This window comes from Nostoc sp. (assembly GCF_036917935.1).
Classification (GTDB): Bacteria; Cyanobacteriota; Cyanobacteriia; order Cyanobacteriales; family Nostocaceae; genus Nostoc.
In genome coordinates this window covers 1-22054 of the sequence record NZ_JBALEL010000026.1, presented here as the reverse complement: position 1 = coordinate 22054, position 22054 = coordinate 1, and the positions used below count along the sequence as shown (strand labels likewise).

At 37.6% G+C, this 22054-nt stretch carries 16 protein-coding genes and 1 pseudogene; 8 read left to right on the top strand and 9 right to left on the bottom strand.

Annotation, left to right across the window (positions count from 1 at the left end):
- Positions 1-3 precede the first annotated feature (3 nt).
- From V7K62_RS10885 to V7K62_RS10865, 5 genes are all read left to right on the top strand, one after another.
- Positions 4-495 (top strand): hypothetical protein, encoded by a 492-nt coding sequence (locus V7K62_RS10885; RefSeq protein ID WP_334863941.1) that lies wholly within the window; start codon positions 4-6, stop codon positions 493-495.
- Positions 495-836, top strand: coding sequence for a hypothetical protein (locus V7K62_RS10880; protein WP_334863940.1), 342 nt, complete (start codon positions 495-497; stop codon positions 834-836). The genes V7K62_RS10885 and V7K62_RS10880 overlap by 1 nt, the downstream gene beginning before the upstream one ends.
- A 4-nt stretch (positions 837-840) precedes the next feature.
- Entirely contained in the window at positions 841-1491 is a 651-nt protein-coding gene (locus tag V7K62_RS10875) for a M23 family metallopeptidase (protein ID WP_334863939.1), read from the top strand.
- Between the two features lie 108 nt (positions 1492-1599).
- The gene (locus tag V7K62_RS10870; RefSeq protein WP_334863938.1) at positions 1600-2826 is read left to right on the top strand and encodes an RNA-guided endonuclease InsQ/TnpB family protein; all 1227 of its coding nucleotides are present in this window, start codon (positions 1600-1602) and stop codon (positions 2824-2826) included.
- Between the two features lie 54 nt (positions 2827-2880).
- Positions 2881-3567: a glycoside hydrolase family 24 protein gene (locus V7K62_RS10865; RefSeq protein WP_334863937.1), complete on the top strand. Its 687-nt coding sequence runs from the start codon at positions 2881-2883 to the stop codon at positions 3565-3567.
- Here the strand turns inward: V7K62_RS10865 and V7K62_RS10860 are convergent.
- The gene (locus V7K62_RS10860; RefSeq protein WP_334863936.1) at positions 3560-4687 is read right to left on the bottom strand and encodes a hypothetical protein; all 1128 of its coding nucleotides are present in this window, start codon (positions 4685-4687) and stop codon (positions 3560-3562) included. The genes V7K62_RS10865 and V7K62_RS10860 overlap by 8 nt on opposite strands.
- 54 nt (positions 4688-4741) lie before the next feature.
- Between V7K62_RS10860 and V7K62_RS10855 the strand changes: the two genes are divergently transcribed.
- Positions 4742-6730: a DNA translocase FtsK gene (locus V7K62_RS10855; protein WP_334863934.1), complete on the top strand. Its 1989-nt coding sequence runs from the start codon at positions 4742-4744 to the stop codon at positions 6728-6730.
- On the opposite strand, the pseudogene V7K62_RS10850 reads toward V7K62_RS10855, so the two are convergent.
- A pseudogene (locus tag V7K62_RS10850) lies at positions 6680-6886 on the bottom strand (RNA-guided endonuclease TnpB family protein); the annotation flags it as partial. The gene V7K62_RS10855 and the pseudogene V7K62_RS10850 sit on opposite strands and share 51 nt — an antisense overlap.
- Before the next feature lie 39 nt (positions 6887-6925).
- On the opposite strand from V7K62_RS10850, the gene V7K62_RS10845 reads away from it, so the two are divergent.
- Positions 6926-7117 (top strand): ribbon-helix-helix protein, CopG family, encoded by a 192-nt coding sequence (locus V7K62_RS10845; protein ID WP_334863933.1) that lies wholly within the window; start codon positions 6926-6928, stop codon positions 7115-7117.
- 33 nt (positions 7118-7150) lie between these two features.
- On the opposite strand, the gene V7K62_RS10840 is transcribed toward V7K62_RS10845, so the two are convergent.
- The gene (locus V7K62_RS10840; protein WP_334863996.1) at positions 7151-7552 is read right to left on the bottom strand and encodes a helix-turn-helix domain-containing protein; all 402 of its coding nucleotides are present in this window, start codon (positions 7550-7552) and stop codon (positions 7151-7153) included.
- 158 nt (positions 7553-7710) lie between these two features.
- On the opposite strand from V7K62_RS10840, the gene V7K62_RS10835 reads away from it, so the two are divergent.
- Positions 7711-7920, top strand: a complete 210-nt coding sequence (locus V7K62_RS10835) for a hypothetical protein (protein ID WP_334863932.1) — start codon at positions 7711-7713, stop codon at positions 7918-7920.
- 312 nt (positions 7921-8232) lie between these two features.
- On the opposite strand, the gene V7K62_RS10830 is transcribed toward V7K62_RS10835, so the two are convergent.
- The 6 genes from V7K62_RS10830 to V7K62_RS10805 all read right to left on the bottom strand — a co-directional run bounded on the left by V7K62_RS10830 (position 8233) and on the right by V7K62_RS10805 (position 21271).
- Positions 8233-11169: a CHAT domain-containing protein gene (locus V7K62_RS10830; RefSeq protein ID WP_334863931.1), complete on the bottom strand. Its 2937-nt coding sequence runs from the start codon at positions 11167-11169 to the stop codon at positions 8233-8235.
- A 140-nt stretch (positions 11170-11309) separates the two neighbouring features.
- Positions 11310-14837, bottom strand: a complete 3528-nt coding sequence (locus V7K62_RS10825) for a hypothetical protein (protein ID WP_334863930.1) — start codon at positions 14835-14837, stop codon at positions 11310-11312.
- Positions 14838-14856: 19 nt separating this feature from the next.
- On the bottom strand, positions 14857-16761 hold the full coding sequence (locus tag V7K62_RS10820) for a tetratricopeptide repeat protein (protein ID WP_334863929.1): 1905 nt from the start codon (positions 16759-16761) through the stop codon (positions 14857-14859).
- A gap of 254 nt (positions 16762-17015) precedes the next feature.
- Positions 17016-19352 (bottom strand): caspase family protein, encoded by a 2337-nt coding sequence (locus V7K62_RS10815; protein ID WP_334863928.1) that lies wholly within the window; start codon positions 19350-19352, stop codon positions 17016-17018.
- A gap of 104 nt (positions 19353-19456) precedes the next feature.
- Positions 19457-20443, bottom strand: a complete 987-nt coding sequence (locus V7K62_RS10810; protein ID WP_334863927.1) for a DUF1822 family protein — start codon at positions 20441-20443, stop codon at positions 19457-19459.
- Positions 20444-20491: 48 nt separating this feature from the next.
- Positions 20492-21271 carry a hypothetical protein gene (locus V7K62_RS10805; protein ID WP_334863926.1) on the bottom strand — a complete coding sequence of 260 codons (780 nt, stop codon included), beginning with the start codon at positions 21269-21271 and terminating at the stop codon, positions 20492-20494.
- Positions 21272-22054: the final 783 nt, after the last annotated feature.

Below are 22054 nucleotides of genomic sequence, written 5' to 3'. Positions count from 1 at the left end.
ATTATGAGCAGAAATCAGCGCCGCAACTTTGATGTTGATTATTCTGAAGGTGGAGCAATTGTGCCTGTAAACCGGTTGCAAAATATGTTGCAGCAGGTACAGCAACAAGGAGGGATCGTAAATCAGCAACCTAACATTTCTCCTATGACCACTTATGATCCTCAACCCGTAGAAGTTAGGTATATTAATGCACCTACTTCCTATAAGCCAAGGGTTCCTCAGATAGAGATTCCCTATATCGAGACTTGGAAAGCACATCGGCTGCACCCACAAAATCCCTGGAGATTTGGTTGGTATCCAGTATATTTTTTATCGGATGTAATTAAATCTCCTGTGGGTGTAGCTGGCGTGGGAATTTGGTTGTTAATAATGCTGTTGAATTTTTTCCTAAATGGCAGTTATACCGGGCCGGGGTATGCGTCTGGGAAGAAGATTGAAGTTGTACCCAAGGAAATTCCCTCTTTTGCCCTGCCTGTGGTTAAGCAATTGGAATAATGTCGGTAAAGGCAATTTTTTGGTTCGTATTGCTGGTATGGATTGCAGATATTTTGCAACCGGGATATTTGCAGTTTTATAACTGGCGTAATGCCGTGGCGTTGGCACAAAAGCTTCAATTTCTATCGCCATCTGTTGTTTCTACTGCTGCACCTGGCGTGAATATGTCTTCTACTCGTGTCTCTACGCGCTATTCCCCTAAAGTTAGGGAATCTGCAACATCTGAGGATGGACTAAATTCTCCTGATTGTCGTGTAGCTAGGAATGATTTTGAGGAAGTATTGAGTACTGCAAAGATTGGTTGTTGGCAGGTTTCTCCTGCTAATGCAAAAAGGCGTTGAGACAATGCGAATAATCTTTGAAACTGACGGTGACAAGGAGGTTAGGAATTCAACTGTAACTAGTTTGGATGAGACAGTCGATACTAATTCGAGTGCAAATTGGAGATATGCGATCGCAACCTCAGTTGTAATTGCAGCTATGGTCATTCCCCAGGTTTCTGGATGGGTTGAATCTCAGCTGTTAGTTAAATCTCTTCAGGGTCTAGTACTACCTAGAACTATCGGTAGCAATAAGGTTTTAAATAACGGTCGAATTGCCTTTCCAACTGCGCCTGGTACTCCTATTACCTCAGAGTTTGGTTGGCGGATACACCCCATTACAGGCGATCGCAAGTTTCATACGGGGATTGATTTTGGTGCAGCGAAGGGTACGCCAATTTATGCGGTTGATGCTGGTCGAGTAGCTTTTGCTGGCGACAAGGGTGGTTATGGTAAAGCAGTTGTTATTCAGCATCAAAAAAGTTTGTCTACTCTCTACGGTCATGCCAGTCAGCTGTATGTACAGCAGGGACAACAAGTTGTGCGTGGGCAGATGATTGCAGCAGTAGGTAGTACGGGCTTTTCAACGGGGCCGCATTTGCATTTTGAAGTTCACGTTAATGGTGTACCGCAGAACCCCCGTCCTTATTTACACGAATATTTAGCAACCCGTTGAAAGTTATGAGTCGTGATACCTAAAATCCTGAATAAATCCGGTGCATATAAGCATATAGCCAAATTTATTTGGTTTTCTTAAATCAGTCGAGATAAATCAGGTTGAGCCATGATAATCTATGAGTTCAAAGTCAAAGGAAAAGACAAGCAGTATCGTGCTATTGACGAAGCCATTCGCACCAGTCAATTCATCCAAAACAAATGTTTACGTTACTGGATGGATAATAAAAATGTAGGCAAGTATGACCTCAGCAAATACTGTGCGATACTAGCTGCTGAATTTCCCTTTGCTGCTCAACTAAATTCAATGGCTCGGCAGTCGGCGGCGGAACGTTCTTGGAGCGCAATTAGCCGATTTTACGATAACTGCAAGAAAAAGATTAATGGTAAAAAGGGTTTCCCAAAGTTTAAGAAAAATTGCCGCTCAGTGGAGTACAAAACCTCTGGGTGGAAGCTTTCTAAAACTCGTAAAGCCATTAGTTTTTCAGATAAGAAAGGCATAGGAACACTCAATTTGAAGGGAACTTATGATCTTAATTACTACGACATTAAACAAATTAAGCGTGTCCGTTTAGTACGTCGCGCTGACGGTTACTACGCTCAGTTCGTACTTGATGTTGATGTTAAGGTTAAAACGCAGCCAACAAATCAAGTAGTTGGTATCGACTTAGGATTAAAGTATTTCATTGCTGATAGTAGAGGTAATGTAGAACCCTCGCCCCAGTTTTACCGCAAGTCGGAAAAGCAGTTGAATCGAGCTAATCGCAAAAAATCTAAGAAATTCAATCAAGCTAAAAATAAAGCCAAGCTTCGTCAGTCTAATAATTACTACAAAGCTAGAAATAGGTATGCGCGTAAGCATTTAAGAGTAAGTAGGCAGCGAAAAGAGTATTGCAAGAGATTGGCGTACTCCGTCATCCAATCTAATGATTTGGTAGCCTATGAAGATTTAAATGTGAAAGGCATGGTCAAGAACCAACATCTAGCTAAATCAATCAGTGATGCTGGTTGGTCAACTTTTCGCAGTTGGGTTGAGTATTTTGGTCATAAATATGGGAAGGTAACGGTTGCTGTCTCTCCTCACAACACAAGCCAAAATTGCTCTAACTGCGGCAAGAAAGTGAATAAATCTCTATCTACTAGAACCCATATTTGCACACATTGCGGATATGTAGAAGACAGAGATGTCAATGCCAGTATAAATATCCTGAACCTAGGATTAAGTACCGTGGGGCACACGGGAAATTACGCTTGGGGAGATTTGCCCTCTTGGGGAATTGGTGTAAACCAATTGTCTAACGGCGAGTCACTGAACCAAGAATCCCTTTCTCTTTAGAGCAGGGAGTGTCAAGGAGTAGCTTCACTGCCATGTCAGTTGCCATCATGTTATGTGCATAGTTTTGGTAAGGCAATTGATAGTTGGCAATTTGGGTTTATTGTTGATAGTTTAGTTGAGTTAATGCAGAATACTCGCCGTCAATTTATATTACGTTTTCAACCCATTCATTTGTCCACTGCTTCCTTAATTACTTTGGGCATTTATTTTTCAATTTCTCAAAGCACTAGTGTTGCTCCAACATCATCCAGTAGTTTAAAAGGAAGAGTTAGAACAAGTGATTACTCACCACGGTTGAGTGCTTTTTTAGCAACAATTCGTTGGGCAGAAACAGGAACCAGTGAGGTAGAAAGTTATCGCAAGTTAGTATTTAATGGAACTTTTAATAATTTTTCTACACACCCGTTAAAGAAACAGTGCGCTCCTATTAATGGTAAAAATATTTGTTCAACTGCGGCTGGTGCTTATCAAATGTTGGATAAAAGCTGGTATGACATTCAGCCCAAGTTAAACTTGAAGGATTTTAGTCCAGCTTCTCAGGACAAGATGGCAATTGAATATATTCGTCGTAATAATGCCTTAAGTGATATTGAAGCAGGAAGGTTTGATACTGCTGTGTGTAAAGTAGGTAGAATTTGGGCTTCGTTTCCTTGTAATAATTACGCACAGCCACAAAAATCACTTGCAGAACTTAGAAGTGTTTATCAGAAAAATTTAGAGAAATATAGGAGCATTAACTAAAATATGGTATTGGTTTATCCCATTTACGTTTTAATTTCGGTACTTTTACTTGATAAAGCATTTTCCATAGTTTAATACCTCGACTTCCAGCAACATGATATCTATATGCTTTTGAATTAGTTCTCTTAGTATTGGCACATTTATAGTGTGTATTTGGAACCCAAATATCAAACCAGTATTTTACCCAATCCAGTATTTCTTTTGTTCCTGTGAGGTCAATTTCTATGCTATTAACTTCTCCTTTCACTTTAAATAAATTTACTCCACCATCGCCATCTATCAATCCGATAATGAATGCTTTGATTAATTGCTCATCTTCTAGCGGTGGTGGACATAGTGTTAGTGATTTTTTAGGTGTAATATTGAATATACTGATTAAATCTTCACATATATCTTTGCTGTTAAATCTGAGTTTAAAAGTGTTTCCACAAATATATTTATTACCAGATGGAAATTTTTTTAATTTTCCTGAGTTAGACATTTTACATATCTTATGGCTACATTCTAGGTCTACACGAAGCGTTTCCAAGTGTTCTACATCTACTTCATTTAGAGCAATTTCTATAATATACCCATGATTTGAATATTTTATGCATCCATCCGCTGCTAAAAATCCAGCCCAATAGCAACTTTTTAAATTAGGACTGTTAAAATATTTGTGATTAACTGTATATGATTCAAGCTTTCTGAGTTTCATTTGTTGAGCTTTCGCTCTTACTGCGGGTTCATCTTTTCCAAGTTTTTGTCCTATTTTTTCATAGGTTTGAGTTAAGTAATTATCCTTGAGGTATCTTTCTTCTTCTCGTGTCCATATATGGCGTTGTTTTAGGTTAAGTCTTTGTGCTTTAGCGTGAATTGCAGGAAGACTTCTATGAGGCATAAACTGAGATTGTATCAACTTTGGTGATAGCTCAGAGTAAAGTTGGTGTAATATTTCTTCTTCCTCGACAGTCCATTGTGGTTCAAGTGTTAATCCTAGTAAGCCCAGCTTTCCTTTTACTGATTTTCTACTTCTATATGGAAAATATTCCTGATGTATTTCATCAATATTTGAGCATTTTATAACTGCTTTGGCAAGAATTTCTTCTTCTTCTGCATTCCATCTATTCCAACTTTTCATAGTCAATTTTTTATTTACTAACTCAATTTTATCATTCTAATAATTGAAAAAATAATGCTAGATTTATATAATATTGGCAAGAATATTGAATTTCAAAAACAACAGCTTTGGACTGCAATTGTACAGGCCAAACAAGATAGTTTGAGCAATGAAGAGATTATAGAGAATGTACGAGAAGCTTTACCTGACGCAATGGTTTCTTATGCTGAAACTGTTTTAAAGCAGATTGATTTTAGAGCAAAATTATCACGTCAGGTTATAGAATTTAACTTAGAATTTTTATTTCAGGTAATATACGAATCAGTAATTGCAGGTACAAATGATGAAGAAATATTATCAATATGTGCAGAACACTGTACTTTAAACCAGTACGAGTTTGTACGTTATGCACTTGAGTATATTCATCTCAATCGAATGCCATCACAGTGGGAGCAAAATAACGTATATCAAAAAATGATTGAGATAGTTAATATATCACCTATTGAATCTTTATTTGAATATATTGAGTCAATCAAAAATATTTATCTTAAGCAGATTGGATATGAAGTAGTTCAAGAGAAACTTTATAATTTATTTTTAAACAATAAACCAATTAGTTACTTTACTGATTTAGCTAATAAATCTAGAGATAACTGCATTAAAAACTATTGCTGTCGAACGGCAGTGCTTGTTGCGCGTGCCACGGATAAGCCGATAGCTTTAAAGCAGGCGGTAGATGGTTCAATTATTTTAAGAGAACCTAAATATTTAGATAGTGATATTGCTACTAATGAGATTGTTGGTTCAAGTATTTTAACTATGGGGCAAGCAGGAAAACTATTAGTTGATACCTTAGAGGATTTTAATATTAATGCTAAGTATGTTGATGCCAAAAATGGCCCTACTTTTAACCGTATTAGGGTAAAATTAGGACGGGGTGTTAGTTACAAGAAAGTAGAAGACATCGGTAATGACTTAGTACAGCAGCTTGGTGAAGAGTTAAGCTTGAAAGTTGCGCCAATGGTGAGTGTAGTACCTGGGGGAGTTGTATTTGACATACCCCGGTTAGACAGACAATTTGCTTATTTCCGCCATTATTTTACTTTTGAGGGCGAACCTGACATTCATTCGGTATCCATCCCCGGTGGTGTTGATGTTGATGGCACTTATGTCGAAATTCCTCTTTATAGCGATAACGTAACCCATATCCTGGGTGGTGGGCGGACGCGGGGTGGAAAGTCGCAGTTTGAGAAAGCAGCAATCTTGTATTTAGTGCGGCGATATCCCCCTTCTGTTGTTCGGTTGGCGCTTTCGGATGTTAAGCGCGTGACTTTTGGTAAATTTGACGGGCTACCTCATCTTGTTGCCCCAGTTGCACGTGATGCAGAGTCTACCGCTAACTTGCTTGATTACTTGGTTGAAGAAATGGAATTGCGCTACCAGGAATTTGAGCGCCACAGCAGTATTGAAACGATCGCACAGTACAATCTGCGGTTTGCACCTGATTTTGTCATGCCGCGAGTGATTTGTCTGATTGACGAGTGTTTTGATCTACTTTCCGATGATAACTACTGCGATCGCATTGAGACTGCGCTGATGAAGTTGCTTGCAAAAGCGGGTGGTGCAGGGATTCATGTACTGTTGTACACGCAACGGCCTGATAAAAACGTGATTGATCCGTTGATTCGCTCAAACTTTCCAGCCAAGACAGCCTTTGTTACGACTCGCCCTGAAGACAGTTGTATCATCCTTGGAGACGATAAAGACAAACGCGCAGTTTATTTACTGGGATACGGAGATTTCTTGTACAAAACGACTGAAGTGCTGCGACTCCAGGCGCTTTATGTAGCTGACGATGAAGACCCTGAATACTTCCAGCAGTTACTCCTAGAAGCTAAAAATCAAAACGACCCCTACACAGCTTGGCAGTCTGGGTTAGACTTTGATGAATTTGTCGCTAGTTTGTACGGCGAGCGCAATAGTAAGGACATAGGTAAATCTAAAACTACTGCAGCCTACTGTTTGCCAAAACGGATTACGCTTCCGCAATTTGGCAATATGTGACTGAAGTTTTGCACAATTTAAATGCTTACCCCACATCCGGTAGTACCGACGATGAAGTGCAATGCAATGGTTATAAATCACCCCGGCAGCGTTAATTGTGCGCTTAAGGTGTCTATTCCGTTTGTGCTGATATAACTTAAACTTCAGTGTTTTCATGCTACTATCATACAAAAAAAACGACGGCATTATGACGGCATGAAAAAATTAACTGTACGATGCTCTGATGAGGAATACAAGATACTTGTAGAACACTGCGAAGATGCAGATCGTACCCAAAATGATGTACTCAGAGAACTGATTAGGAAGTTAAAGAAAAGCCGCTCCTTTAGGAGCGGCTTTAAACCCATCTTTTCGGTAAAAACTGGGATTTCAAAACTACTTTCTTGATATAGGATGGTACTTGCTTGATAATTACTTCTATTAAGTTTGGGCTTCTAAGATGCGTCCTATACTTCTTGGCGATAATGTCGGTAATCCCCTCCGAGTGGCTTCCTCAGCTACCTGCGTATGGTAATGATGCTTTGAACGACTGGGTTTTCGGTTTTTGCTCCATTGGCTGATTTCGACAATTTTGCTTGCCTCTGTACTTTTGCACTTCTTAGGTCTACCTACGTTGACACCTAGCACCTCATTAGCTTTTGCGATCGCCGCCTCCTGGGTTTCTGACAAGATGGTACTTGATGTCCATCTTTTTTTCCACTTTGCTATTGAGTTTTCGGTTACGCCAATCTCTTGGGCTAAAGCTACATATTTTTTGCCTTCGTTTAGACCTAGCAAAATTTTCGCTCTTTTGCTAACTTCATCGCTGCTGCTTCCTGCTATGTGTTCTAGTGCTTGACTTTAATCTCCACCGGCAAGGTGGGAAGACTCATTACCAGAAATTTCACAAGGGGCAGTACTGGGAGAGCGTACTTCGTCCCCAAGCGAAAGAAAGACAGAGGGAAAGCGCTCGTCGTTTGAATGAATCGAATGATTCAAATTTGAATAATTCGATAAATGAGAGTAATTATCAATTAGATAAGGGTAAGCGAGTGATTCAGGAGGTCTCGGAGAATCTAAATATAAGTGTTGGCAGTTATCACAAGGGTAAGAAAGTTTTTGAATTAATTTCTCAATTACGAGAACTGGAAAAATTTAAGGCAGTTGTTGCACTGGAGATGGAATTTAAGCGGAGTATTGATGCAGCGTAAAAGTTTGTTTGCAATCAAGATATCTGTTACCAGGTAATAGACCTGATTGAAGCAGATGAGATAGGTAGTATAGGCGATGGTATTGCTTGGATACGGAGTGGCGATCGCAACCCATTTAGGCGTTTCCAGCTTAACCAAGTATATCAATACTCATCTTTTGGAAGCTTTGTAGGGGCTTCCAGCTCTTGGTGCGCCATCGTGTCGCACCCAAAACGGTTTTTTTGTACGTTAACCCTCAAATTAAGATGGGGTAAACTTTTCAGTAATGAAATAACCATAAAATTGGTAAAAAATTATTGGCATTAATCTTCGTCAATTTAAAGCTGTGTAGTCGCCATAAAGATTAAATCCTGCCCATAAGAAAAGGCTATCAGTATTTACATTGCAGTTAGGCAGACAGTTATTTAGGCAATCTAACTGAGTCCGATGCAAAGCTTCATCTCGTGGGAATTTATCTAAATAGTTGTAAAAACGGGTCATAAAAGATACTGCGATTTTATCGTCTACCTTCCAAAGACAACCAAGAATGCTTTGAGTTCCAGACCGCCAGAGTGTTTCCGGTAAGCTGATAATCCAGCGACCAGGGAGGATAAAGTGATCTGCTGACCAACAGGAAGAGAGGGTTGCATGGCGCAAATTCGTTAAGTTCATTTCTGATAATTCTCTGAGGCTGAGAATCTCTTGTTCTTTAGAATCAGAGATAAATACCAGTCCTGACTGGTCTGGTTGATTTAACTCAAAAGTGCCATGACAAGCAATATGAAGTAAGGTTACTTGAGATAAATTTTCAACAACAGTAGTTTTGGAACTATTTACAAAAGAAAAGCGATGAATGTGATTGCGGTCTAGCCAGTCTTCTACCTGTTTTAGTTCGGGTTTAACCCCTTTGAGGAATGAAAACTGCTTGTTACCGTTAGATACGCCTACTACTAACGCTTTTTGTTTGGAAATAATTGAAGTAGGAGGTGATCGCCTACCTTTGGACTCGTAAGCTATAGAAATGGCATAATGCTCAATTAAATACTTTTCTTTGTAGCGTATGGCGGCAAAAGGAAAGCCATGCAAAATATCATCAGGTACAATTGTCAATGCCCGAATGTCTTTGGGTAAACCTTCTAGTAGCTTGGGAATTGCTAACATTTCTGCAAGAGTTTTAGCTACTTCCTGCCCCACATTTGCTACCTCTGCCATCTCTTCTTCATATTCGCCCTGCCAATTCACATTTATATCTCGATGATAATTAATATCACCGTTGCTATCGATACTGTTGATTGGTTTGTCATCGATATCTCGACCATCGTTAATATTCTTGATAAGTTTATACCAGTGTTGTACCTGATTACGCACTTCCAAACGATTGGTAAGAATAACATGAAAATCAAATAAAAATCGCCCTGTTTTCACAACTAAAACACGATCTGGCAGAATCAAAAATGAAAGAGTAATTCTGTCTTTTGGGTGAGTCAACAGCCGTAGCCACAATGATGCAGGAGGTAAAAATGGAACTTTTATTCTGTCGCCTTTAATTGTGCGTTTGACTAATACATCCTTGTATCTGTCGATATGTTCTACTAAAGCATTCAGTCGTTGTATTAGCTGCAAGCGTTGCCAAAGAAAGAGCCAAAAAGCTCCCGTACTAACTTTTAGTTGCAAACGTTGCAACTGATTAATTTGTGCAGCAATGTATTCCTCATCTGCTGTCCATTTATTCAACAGATAAAATACCTGGTCTTCTGGCGCAAGGGATGAGGTAATTTGTTCTAGTAAATAATTTGTTGATGCTGTTAAAGCTTCTATTTCCGGGAGTGGATAATTTAATCTAGTGCGACACCAAACTAATATCCTCTGTACCTGCCAGAGTTCTGGTCTTAAACCTATGTTCTCTAATTGAGGATGAATTTCCTCCAAAATCTGATGTGCTTGATAAATTTTGGTCAAGTCACTGTTCTCTGTGCCTTCATAGTAAGCAAAAGTTCCTTCCAATATCCGTATTTGTATTTTGATCAGGACCGAATCAGTACAATTGAATACCTTTTTTATGTGCTGGAGTAAATCGCCCGCAGTTTTCAGATTGAGGTTGCTCAACTGCCATTGAAAGGCTAATGCGCGGTCTTCAAACCAAGTTAGATAATTGGAAGATTGAGTTGATAAGTCTAGTCTTGCCTGTACTTCTGCTACAGCTTTTTTATTATTTATTTTTTTATTCATTCCAAATACTGAGAGTTCCACAGGACTATTAACCACAAGGGAACGACTACGGGCATAGCATAGTTGCAATAATAAGTCTGCCCTTGCTGCTAAAGCTGCATCATCAATAGTAGAGGCATCGCTTTGGGTGTCTATTAAATAACTCTGAGCGGCACTGGTTTGGTTGAGAGAAATTAAGATATGGGCAAGACTGAGGTTGGAACGCAACACCGCGCGTTGTGAACGAAGTTGACGGCATCTTTCTTGAACTTGTCGAAATTGTTTTAAACCAGTACCTAAATTTCCCAAAAGCAGATTGAGTTTGCCAGATAGCTCTAACCAACGGATAAAATGTTCTGGATGCTGGGGTTGATTGAGTTGGCTTTCTAAATCGGAAAGATAAGTCTGTGCATCCTCAAAATGTCCCTTTTCCTGGAGTGCAGAGGCGATCGCCAACTTTAGTGGTAGTATCGTTTGCTGTGCTAAAGAAGATACTTTCTCTCCCTCAGCATGAAACAAACCCCGTTGCAAAGCAACAAGAGCCTCTCCGTATTGTCCCAAAGCAGCTAGCAATCGCCCCATCGCTAGGTATAATTCAGTAAATAAAACAGTTCGATCTTCTAAGTCGGTATCATGCCAAAAACAACCCGCCTCCCACTGCAATAATCCTGGTAACACAAATTGAATATTATTAATGTCCCCAATGCGTGGAGCCATTTCTTGCAGTAAGTCTTGTGCTTGATCTAAAGTTCCTCTGTCTATGCACAGTTGAATACGTCTTAAACAAGTATAATCAGCTAAACATTCATTCTTTGACTCCTTATATAAACCAACAGCTCCACAAAGCAAGTCATCAGCCGCTTGGAATTCACCCAATAAACCAGCTAAGTCTGCCAAGGACTGAATAACTTTCAAATCTGCATCAACCAACCGGGAATATAAAAGGCGATGAGTAAAAATTTTGCATAAATCATCGTAAGCCCCTAGTAAATTGCCTTGAAGCCATTTTGTTTGGGCTAATTCAAAAGCCGTGTTTAGTTCAACAAAAGTATCGTATGGCAAACTACGACCCCCCTTAGATTTGAAATTTTAGATGAAAAATTTAACATTCTGTGAGACACTGACATATAACGTTTATACCAAAATTTGGTTAGACAAGAGGTGAATGGAAAATCAAAATATTCACCAAATTAAACAGTTACTCAATTTTTTTCTGATGTGGTCACAACATAAACAGGTTTTTCTAGAGGACATTTGTTTGTATTCTGATTTTTATCTGATTCATCATTTTCCTGGCATTCATTGTTAGTAACAAAGCGTTGGGGAGAATTTTGAAATTGGAATCTTAAGGAATCTCCAACGTTAGAACCTGTAGTTTTAGTGGAAGGATTACTAGATACGCTCACATCTCCCAACCCACTCTGACGGATTTTAACTCTGCCTATTTCTCCAGATTGGAGTTTATAGAATCTAGCTCCTGAACCAAAAGGAACACTTTGTGAAATTGACTGTTTAAATTGTAAATTGTTTAAGCCAGGAGAATCTTGCACATAAATAAATTCTGTGTTGTTCTCTATGACTTTGAAGTTGCGGTTATTAATTTCATCAAAGAAATTTTGCTTAAACGGTTTCACTCCTTCAGGAGTAATTCTTTCTACTTTCAGTCTACCTTCATGCACATTCACTGCTGCTTTACGCAACATCAGGTTCGATTCTGAACCATGCAATTTGATTGATTCGTTAATTGATTTGGCAGCTTTGGTATAATCCCCAGCTTTCAGCGACGCATCAATATTTTGAATTCGCAATTTTAAGTCTAGTTTCTGTTTTAGAAGATACTGAACTGGCTCTGCGGCAAGTTTTTGGGCTTCTTTGCGGTAATTATACGAACTTTTATAATTTGCTCTTTTACCAGAAAATTGTTTAAAACCCTGTGTTTGTTGTGAAACCTGCGCTTCATTTAAAGATTCAAAATTAAAATTACGCGCACCCTCCTCTGGTTCACCTACTGACATTATCCGTTTTGAAGGTGGTTTTGCACCACCTCCACTACCATCTGCTAAAGGCTGTTCACTAAATTTTAGCCATTTATTATTGGACTTAGAAAGTTGAACAAAATAATCGTTAGGTTGGGACGGAGAATACTTGATAAGCACAACATCATCCATTTGCCTCAAAGCATCAAGAACACTCACTTTTTTCAGATTGAGGCGTGAAGTTTCTGTGCTAAGACGCGAAGCTAGGGAATATCCAGTATCTATATCACGACTCTCAAAACCTACCTTAAAACCATTTGCAGTTTTGGTGATGTTCAGATTAGCAAATTCAGTATCGCCGATGGCATTTTCTAGCTTTAGTCCATCGGGTATCTGCGTTACTTTGCTGCTAAATGGCTGATTTGTTAGTTCAGCATTTGGACTGCGAAGTTTAGCTTCTGGTTTGGCTTCTACTATGGTTTCGCTAACAGTTTTGCTTAAAGCTTTTACTCTGTATTTAGTACCATCTAAGGTTTTAAATTCGAGTTTACCTTTTTGGGATCTTACCGACTTAGGGTCAATATTAGACCTATGAATATTGCCTATTTTACTATCTTTAGGTAAAGAAATACGACGTTCAAAAGTTTTTCCTCCAGCTAAAGAAACTCCTCCATAAATATACGCATAAGGTTTACCATAGCGATTATTAATTTCTTCTGACCGTAAAAAACTCAATTTTTCTGTTTTTCTACCTTTGTAGTTGTAGCCTTGAGGGAAAAATGTAATTGCGCCCCATTTTTTAAATTTCAAGCGTTCCCCTTGAGTTATAACCCAATCTGGGAACCAGTTGTCTCGTTTAACTTTGACTGCTTGTAAAAAGCTTAAAGGATTACTTTGTTCATACTGAAGGGAGAGTTCGTTTGGTTGGTGCTGATTGAGCCAATTAATCACCAAACTCCACTTCATAATTTGATTGAGCCGTTCATATTGTGGCTCATGGCGAGCAACTTCTTCATAATGGTTGTTCCACCAGTTCAGAAAGGCAGTGGTGTCTGGAGGTGCATTTGTTTCTTTGTCTGATTGAGGGCGGTCAGAAGAAGCTGCTTTAATCTGTGTAGCATTAGGAGCAAAAATAATATCCTTATTTTCATTTGCTATTTGAAATCCCTTATCGTTTGGTTCAAGCCAGAGACGGGTAAAGTTGACTTTTTGTAAGTCTGATTTATAAATTGATGAGATAGCGATTCTGGTTTCTGGGTGGAAATCTTCAATCCCAGTTTCCAATGTAGCGTTTTTAAAGTTGAACCAGAATATTTTCATCAGCAGGTCTGTATAGAACAGAGTCATTCCGACTTCAGTTCCTTGTAAACCCGCTTTTTTCTCTTGCAAATTACCCTCATATCTAGCGATCTGGAAACCTTTTTCTTGTTGTGCAGCTAATAAATTATTAATTACTTGTTTTTTACTTAAAATTATTTCCTCTTTTTTTCGGGATATCTCTTGTTTTAGATACTTTTCCCATTCGGTCTCCAACTTTTTTTGAACATTGTCTATCGCAAGAATTTTTGCATTTATTTCTTCTGAAGATAAGTTAGATTCAAATAATAGCTGTATTTCTTTTTGAGATTGTTCTTGTGACTGCTTAATGCTCTGTTGACTTGCTTTATACTCTTTATCTCTAGAAATCTTTAATTCTTTTTCAACTTCTGCTGCAAGTTTCCCTTCGTTAAATACTTGATTTACAAGTTTTTTGGAATTCCAAAAGGCTTCTAATTTAACAATTAAATTGAAATAAGGTTTTTTGTCTTGGCGTGATAAACCCTGCTTTGCTTCTTGAATATCTTGGTCACTAATTATGGGGTAACCATCTAATTTAAGTTTTTGAAGTAAAGGTTTCGCTTTATCTAAAGTTTGGGCAAGACGAGGATAGTCAAATTCCCAATCTAGAGAAAAGAGACTACCATTGATATTATTAAAGTCTGATTGCCAAAGTGCTGCGATATCTTCTACATGCAGGCTTTGATCTTTACGGTTATCTTTGTCTTTATAAATCTTACGACCGCCCACAGTCAAATTGGAACCATTAACTTGGGCAAAGGTAATATCGTCTACTTGATTGAGAAAACTTTGAAGTTCATTCTGGTTATTTATGGTAATTTCAGAGTAGCCATAAGCACTACTAAAGAGTTGTTCACCGTTTATCGTCTCTTTTCTGGTAATAAAAGATGACTGCTTGTCGGGAGCAATTTCGTACTCAAACACCTCAATGATTTTAGGCTTTTCTCCTTGGTCTTTGCGGTGACGGTCAGCAATATGGGCAAGGTCGTCCATGCGCTGTTCTTTGGAAGTAGTGTTAGGCACTAGGACAACTATTTTCCCATCGCCAACATAGCGAGAGCGAGTGCTACCATACTCAAAATTGGCGACGGGACTTATAAAGTCATAGCGCACTGCTGGGAGGTCATAGACACCCTGGCTGATTTGTTCACTGGAAAGCCCCTTACCTGAAAGAGCAGTCATTAGTAACCAATCTCTTAATTGATCATCCTTTTGGCGTTTAGTCAACTTATCAAAGCCCTCATTCGGCTCAAAATTGACCGCCTGAGGTCGATTCAGGGGAAAGTTTTTGTCGGTTATAACTTCTATTGGTTGTACTACAGCTTGAGAAGCGCTGGTTTGGGCGTACACCATCCCCAAAGCTACAGGAGATGCAACAAGAACAGTGATACTCAACAAATCAATAATTTTTCTCATGACTGATTCCTCTTTGCGTTTATGGTTTTTGTAATTGGCGATAGAGTTCTAAATAGTCCTCGTTGTCTTTTTTGAGTTGCTCCCCTGGTTGTCCAGCAACATATCGCACCAAGGATTCTTCATAGAGTTCCATCACTCGTGACATCCGTTCATCTTTGCCAAGAATAGGTGCGTTATTAAAAAATTCTTTAGATGCTTTTAGCACTGCTTCATCATTCTGAACTTGCTTCGCCATCAGAATCATGTCATAAGCCTTTTGTCGTACTGCAAGCGCCGTCTGTTCTCGTATGACAATATAACCAGTCACAACTATCAATACACTAGCAACTATCGCTTGTAGCTTGATGCGCTTGTCTTGAGCACTGAAAAGCCACGGTAACAAAGGTTCTGTGCTGAGTCGAGGTTTTATAGATGCAGGTGTGAGGATAGGAGATGATTCTGAGTGTCCTGTAGGGGGTGTTACCAAGACGCGATGTCTGGTGACAAACCCTTCCCCTCTAGTTTCATCTTCAAACAAACTATTTTCTAGATAGCCGCAGATAGGTGCAAAATCTAGTTCTGCCAAGTCTGGACTACTATCAACTACTACTTTCCAAACACTTGGTACATCTGCTTTTGTCTTAGGTGGATGTTGTAATACACTGTTAACTGCCTCCCATAACTGGACTGCGATTTTGGTCGATTTGCTGGTAGATTTGATTGGCTTTGTTTTACTATTAGGGGACTCCATCCAACCTTCACGAGGTTCTGATAGCCCAATGCTGTACCAAAGTTGAATTGCTTCTGCAATATAAAACGCCCTTGTTATTTCCTTGGCTTCATCTGAATCAATGTATCCATTCATCCATGCAAAACCTTTGTTAGCTCCTATAAGCAGGGGATATCCATCCCAAGCAGATGGTACACCAGATTCCATCTCATCTTGCAATCTGTTTTTCAAGTCCAGCAGTTCATTACGTGCTTTATAGGCTTTTGCCAGATTGGGATTATAAGTAATTGCTTTTTGGACAGAGATGAAAGCATTAAACAATTGATGGCTACGTACCAAACTCACTGAATGCAAATGATATAAACTACCCAAAAGGTTAAAAATTGTTAAGTTATAAGGATACTTTTTTAAAAATTTCCTTAACTCCCTAATTCCAGGTTGCAAATTCTTGGCGTTTTGGGCATACTGGTCTTTGGTTTCTGCATCCCAACACTTTGACAAAGTTTTTAAGTAGTAAATCTCTACTAGTTCACCTTGAAACTCAATATTATTTGGTAACCATTTCAGCCGTTGCTGACAGCAATTAATCGCTTTGTGCCATTTTTTAGCTTCTTTATACACAGTAATTCGTGTCTGCCAAGCTTCTCCTAATAAATTTTTTACTTCCTGAGCAGATACAGGAGATAATTTCAATAGCTGCTGAATATAGTCGATGTGAACAAATGCACGCTCTTTCCAAGACAGTTTTATAGACTTTAATATCAATCCGTTGTAGAAAGCACAGTGAGTGTTAATAAATAATTCATTCATTAAGTGCTGACGCAGTTTTATAGGATCGTTCATTATCTTAACACCAGGCTTATTGGCTACAATTAACGCAATTTTCTGCCAATTTTCTGGGTGTCTTAATAAAGCCTTTAATTCAATTTGCATCTGATTCCAGAAAAAATCAGCCCTTTGCCACTTTGCAGCAAGTTCTGCTTCTATTGCTAGTTTATGCTGAACTAATAAATGGCCTAATTGACCTTTTATATTTAACCCCCATCCAGTCAAATTCTGCCAAGTAGAGAAATCTTGGTTTGCAAGCTGCAACAGATTTTTCCCAGCTTGTTGGTCAGCAGTTAATTCTGTTTCCTCGGAACTCAGGTTATAAATATTTGCTGAGATAACAGGGAATACTCGCTCTTGAGTACGACATAAAAGTGCTATCATCATAAAAAACTCTGGTAGATAATTATGTGTTTGCTATCAAAAATCTAAATTTGAAAGAATAATTTTTTACCAATCGACTTTGTAAGTCAATACATTAGCTAATACCAAAAATAAATTATTAGTGCAATACAGTAAAGTGCAATTTTACAAGTGGCACAATGTTAAGTAAAGTTATTACAGTGCATTTCAAGTTGATGGAGTACAGAATTTAGGTCTACTAGCCAGACATAAAAGCTGTTTAACTCCTGAATTTTCCTCTATGTAAGATCATTATCATATGTAACTGGATTTAAATTTTTATTAAGATCGGTTTTAGATTTTTCTAACAAGGCAGAAAAATTATAATAGGATGTTTTTTGTTTTTGTAATTCATATCGCTGCAATTTTTGCCAGACTATCCAGCTTAAAAATATCGCCACCAAAGTAAATATAAAAATTACTAATTTTTCATTCTTATATACTGCATTAGATTCTAAATTGAGAACTGGCTTTGTAATTGGCTGTCCTATCTCAGGCTTTTGTAATTTTATTTTCTTAGGAATTACAGTCATAATTAGAATTTCACTAGTCATCCAGTCATCCCATATTTTAGGTTCTTCAGAATCTGGAGGATAGGGAACTATGGCGCGAGATAATAGTTTTTCTATCAACCGATCAGAAATAGAGTTTTGTCCATTAATATCATTGGGGGAGCGAGTATTAGACATTTCAATATTGCCTTGTTCCAACAAACTACCATCAAATTCACTTGTACTAACAATCAATTTAAGAATATCCTTATATTCTGTCACTCCTTTATTCCAAAGATTTTGGGGAATAAGGATAGAAATATCTCTTCCTTCTAAAGCCCAAATTTCTTGCCCTGGTTGCAACAATATTCCAGTCCTAACTCCTGCAAAAGAAATTACTGTGACTGCAAAGAGTTCGGTTAAATTCAGTAAAACGCAGTAGAGAGCCTTTTCACTTTTATTGGTCAGTTTTATCCTGACTACTGGAGGTTGTAACTTTCCATTATTGGTTTGATATTCCAAATAAATCTGATAATCGTGAATTTCTGATTCCTGTTGATAAACTTGCATTTGTACCGCATCAGTTGTAATGAAACTGTTTGCAGGACTCGTAATGGTAGCTATATTTATCCATCGGGCAATATGTTCTAAAGCATGAATTGCTTGTAATGCACTTTCTGGAGCAAACCCCGCAATTGATGATCTTAATTGGCGCTTATCGCTAATGCGTATAATGAAATATTCATCATCTAAAGCTTGCAAGCAAACATCTGCTTCGTTGAAATTATCTACTTCACCAATATAAAGTGAATGGCTTTCACCAAAGCTAGCTGTTTTAATAGCTTGACGTGCATAGTTAACTCCAGACTCTTCTCCTTTCAGATAAACTTTCAAAAAAGATGCAGGTAAACTGGTAATGACAGCTTTGTAAATTAACTCTGGATCTAATATTTCTCTTTCTCCAGAGATATTAATTCGGCTCAATTGTGGTAAAACTTCTGTAATTTCTGCTACAGCGATCGCCTTTTGTAGTTGGCTAATATCTTCTACATTTATGGGAAAGATAGCTAACCTTGTTTTTTCATTTTTATTACTACTATAAATAATACCATGAACTGCTCCTGCATCAATATTCCAACCATTGAGTCCATCATAAATAACGGTAAAGTATATTTGTCGTTGACCAACTATACCTCCTAAAAAAGGCTGGTCTAAGTAATCGGTATTTGTCGCTTCAATTTGCGGCGATTGGTTGGGGTATAAACTGCGAACTAAGGCATTAGTACGCTTAAATAAATCACGATAATTTAAACTGCCATTTCGTTGTAGACTGTCAATCAAAAAGTAGGAAAATACTCCTCTTCTTTGGCTACGATGTTCTTTTGCCTCTTCATTATCTCGACAAGCGGCTAAAAGTATATATTCCCCCTGTGGTAGAAAAAAGCTATTTGATTGGTTGTCATTCAAATCAGATTTAGAAAAGAAACTATTGATTTCTTTATCTGACAATATGAAGCTAGAAAGTGGTCTTTCTCTCGATTCAGTATCGACTGAACGTATACCTGTATATTCTAATTGTTGCAAATTAGAGTCAGATAAAGGCACATTATTCTTTTGGGTTCGCGTACCTCCACCAGAATGACAACAATCCAGAATTATAACAATATGTGGGTGATTTTGAGAAACCTCTGCAATTAATTTCGCAATTTCTTTATCAGCTAAATCCCAAATATCATCTGTGCGACTATCCCAACAAACCAAAGTTTCATTCAAAAGGTCTGGTTTTAAATGCCCAAATTCCTGTGCAGCGCATTCTTGAGAGCCATGACCGCTGAAGTAAAATAGCGCAACATCATTACTTTTAGCCTGACATAGATGTTCCCGAAAACCGTCAATAATCGCTTGACGAGTCGCTTCATGATTTATTAGTTTCTTGATATATAATTTATCCTCATTATTCGTTAAGCGTTTTCTTAAAAATTCATCAATCACTCTGATATCGTTAACGCATCCTTTTAAAGGAGGAATCGTAGGGGATTTATAATTATTAATCCCAACAATTAAAGCATAAACACTGCGATTCATCGTTTTATCCCTTATTAGTATTTGTCAAAGTTTCAGAAAACCAGCATCCTCTACATTTATATGCAATACTTCAATATTAAGAAGCACAACACTCGATAATTTAACTAAATAATAAATTTTGTAATGACGCTATCTTCTCTGAAACTAATTCTTAAACTAAATTCATCTCCAACATTTCCTTTAAATCTAAGTTGCAACCAGTTACTTCCCTTTGCCTGCTTTTCAAGCTGACGAATAGGGTTATCTTTATCATCTAGTAATGTCATCTTTATTCCATCTAATAAGAATATTGATTCACTAGCTGGATAAAGACGTAAGATAATTTCAATCTCATCTGGACTTAATCGTGTCTGGCGGAGAATTAAAAGCACTGGTTCAGAAAGATGCATGAGATGAATAATTCTTGCACCACCTACTTCTTCTTTGTCAGTAACATTAACAGGAGAAATATCTTTGGCAACAGGTAATAAATTAGGAATATCTCTGGCAATAGCTAATTCAGATTGCCATCCACTGTCTAATAATCCTTCAAACCATTTGCTTAGTTTAACTATGCTTTCGTTAATGGGATTCGCAGTAATTTTAGGAATGTTTGCTGTAGAATTTGCATCATTTGCAAGTTTTTGTAATTTTTGTAGATAAACTAAAAAATCTTGAAGAGAGCTTAATTTTGTTAAAGGCAATTTTTCATTTGTAACCAATTCTACGAAGCCTAATATTCTTGCTTGTCTGTCAATCTCATCAATTTCTACTACCATATAACCAATACGATCTGATAAAATTTCTGGTGGAATCTCACAAAAATCTTCTCTAGGAAGTACAGGACGACACTCCAATAAACCTTTATCTTTGATAAATATGCTGGCAGTATTCATTAAAGATAGTACAACACTATCCAAACCATAACTTTTGCTAAATTCTGTTTCAATTTCCATACATTGACAGAAAAATTCAACTACCAATAAAGCCAAAGTATTGAGGTAAACCTCACGAGTTTTTTGTTCGTTGTGCTGTTGCTGGCTCAATGTCTCAGCAATTTGACTCATTTTTCCATCGATAGGTATTGTAAAAGCCAATTGATTAGAATTCATTGCTTTTTCTCCTGATAAGCTCTTATACATTTAATTCACACATACAATTTAGTCAGATGAATCTGAAGGATAACTGTTCTTCTTTTTTAGATTGACTTCTAAATTTAGATATTTTCTAAAATAAGGAGCAAATTTTTCACAACATCTTCTATAAAATGTGAAAACAGGCCCGTGGGTTTTCCCTAATTTTAATTCTTCAACTATCTCTTTCCACGACTTACCCTCTTCACCTCTTTTAAGTAAGATAATTTGAAAGCTGGCTTTCGGGTTTTTATTGAACAGTGTATTTGCGAATAATCCTTCTGGATCTTCTTTAATAAAAGCTATTAGTTTTTCAGATGGAAGAGGATTATTAACTTCTGGAGGGCAATAAACGTCGAGAATATTTATCTCAGATTCATCACTATCTTTATATATAGATGTAATTTTCCCTTTCCAGTTTATCCAATTAAAATTATTTATTTTTCTCTTGAAGAATAGAAAAATAAACCATCTCATGAAAGGATTTTTTTTTGGTTCATCCTTATCTATTTTTTTTACATTAATCCTTTCCGGGTCAAATTTTTCTATATTTTTACAAACATACAACAAGGTATTTTGGAGCGTTTCTTCATAAAGATATGATAAATCGATGCTTTTTGGTTTGGGTAACTCAATTTTTATCTGCTCCATTAATACACTCATTAGTTCTGTGAGTAAAATCTGTTTTTCTAATAATGCTTGCTGTCTCACTTCACAACTGTGCGAGTCATCTTTAGCTCGTATTGCTGCTGTTTTAGCTCTCACAGCTAGTTCTTCTAAAGAAGGCTGTGGTCGATTTTGAACCATCGCAAGATACCCCTTATTTGTGCATTTGCTATTTATTTTTAGTTATTCATTTAACTTTGATTGACAAAACTTTAACTATAAGTGTCTTCAAGACAATGACTATCCAAGCTGATTACTCCTCGCTTTTTTAGATTCCTATATCAGTCTCCAAAGATAGAGTGTAGTTTTATGCATATTGGAAAAAAAATCTGAATATTTTTTCAGGTGGGAAAGACACTTACCTTCTCATACCGCATCCAAGCCACTTTTTCATTCAAAGTGGAAAGCTTAAGGAAGCAGTTGGCGAGGCTATTTGCTGATATCTAACTTTTCCCGTTACTTTTGAGAGGATGCGATCGCTCCTGGAAGGGCTATCTCAAAGTCCTATTCTCTCGTCGTTTATTGTCATTAACTCTCATGTATTGATAATATATGAGAGCTTAAAATCCTTACTATCTCAACCTTTTACGACTTAACGGGAAAAGTCAGTTGCTGATATGGCGGTTTTCAATAGGCGCAATACACTTTTTTTTACATCACCCCAGCCTTAGCAAGTAAGGTTACTGCTGGCGAATGGTAGCTTTAACCATTTATCCAAAAGATTTATATGCTTTTTGACACAACGCCAAGGGCGAGTAGGCCTAGCCTGTTGTAGACATCGCGTCCTGGAATAGCCTTAAAAAAGTTAATTTATCATCAACGATGGGTATAACCAGTAAACCAAAAAGTTTTTTCCCAAGAGCGATCGCTAATCAAGTTTACGTACTTCAAAGTACTATATACTACTAAATATATAATTAATGC

Excerpts from the sequence above, each read along its gene's own strand:
- V7K62_RS10875 (WP_334863939.1), top strand. The coding sequence starts at position 841 with ATGCGAATAATCTTTGAAACTGACGGTGACAAGGAGGTTAGGAATTCA.
- V7K62_RS10825 (WP_334863930.1), bottom strand. The coding sequence starts at position 14,837 with ATGAGAAAAATTATTGATTTGTTGAGTATCACTGTTCTTGTTGCATCT.
- V7K62_RS10870 (WP_334863938.1), top strand. The coding sequence starts at position 1,600 with ATGATAATCTATGAGTTCAAAGTCAAAGGAAAAGACAAGCAGTATCGT.
- V7K62_RS10845 (WP_334863933.1), top strand. The coding sequence starts at position 6,926 with ATGAAAAAATTAACTGTACGATGCTCTGATGAGGAATACAAGATACTT.
- V7K62_RS10885 (WP_334863941.1), top strand. The coding sequence starts at position 4 with ATGAGCAGAAATCAGCGCCGCAACTTTGATGTTGATTATTCTGAAGGT.
- V7K62_RS10815 (WP_334863928.1), bottom strand. The coding sequence starts at position 19,352 with ATGAATCGCAGTGTTTATGCTTTAATTGTTGGGATTAATAATTATAAA.
- V7K62_RS10880 (WP_334863940.1), top strand. The coding sequence starts at position 495 with ATGTCGGTAAAGGCAATTTTTTGGTTCGTATTGCTGGTATGGATTGCA.
- V7K62_RS10810 (WP_334863927.1), bottom strand. The coding sequence starts at position 20,443 with ATGAATTCTAATCAATTGGCTTTTACAATACCTATCGATGGAAAAATG.
- V7K62_RS10855 (WP_334863934.1), top strand. The coding sequence starts at position 4,742 with ATGCTAGATTTATATAATATTGGCAAGAATATTGAATTTCAAAAACAA.
- V7K62_RS10820 (WP_334863929.1), bottom strand. The coding sequence starts at position 16,761 with ATGATGATAGCACTTTTATGTCGTACTCAAGAGCGAGTATTCCCTGTT.
- V7K62_RS10805 (WP_334863926.1), bottom strand. The coding sequence starts at position 21,271 with ATGGTTCAAAATCGACCACAGCCTTCTTTAGAAGAACTAGCTGTGAGA.
- V7K62_RS10860 (WP_334863936.1), bottom strand. The coding sequence starts at position 4,687 with ATGAAAAGTTGGAATAGATGGAATGCAGAAGAAGAAGAAATTCTTGCC.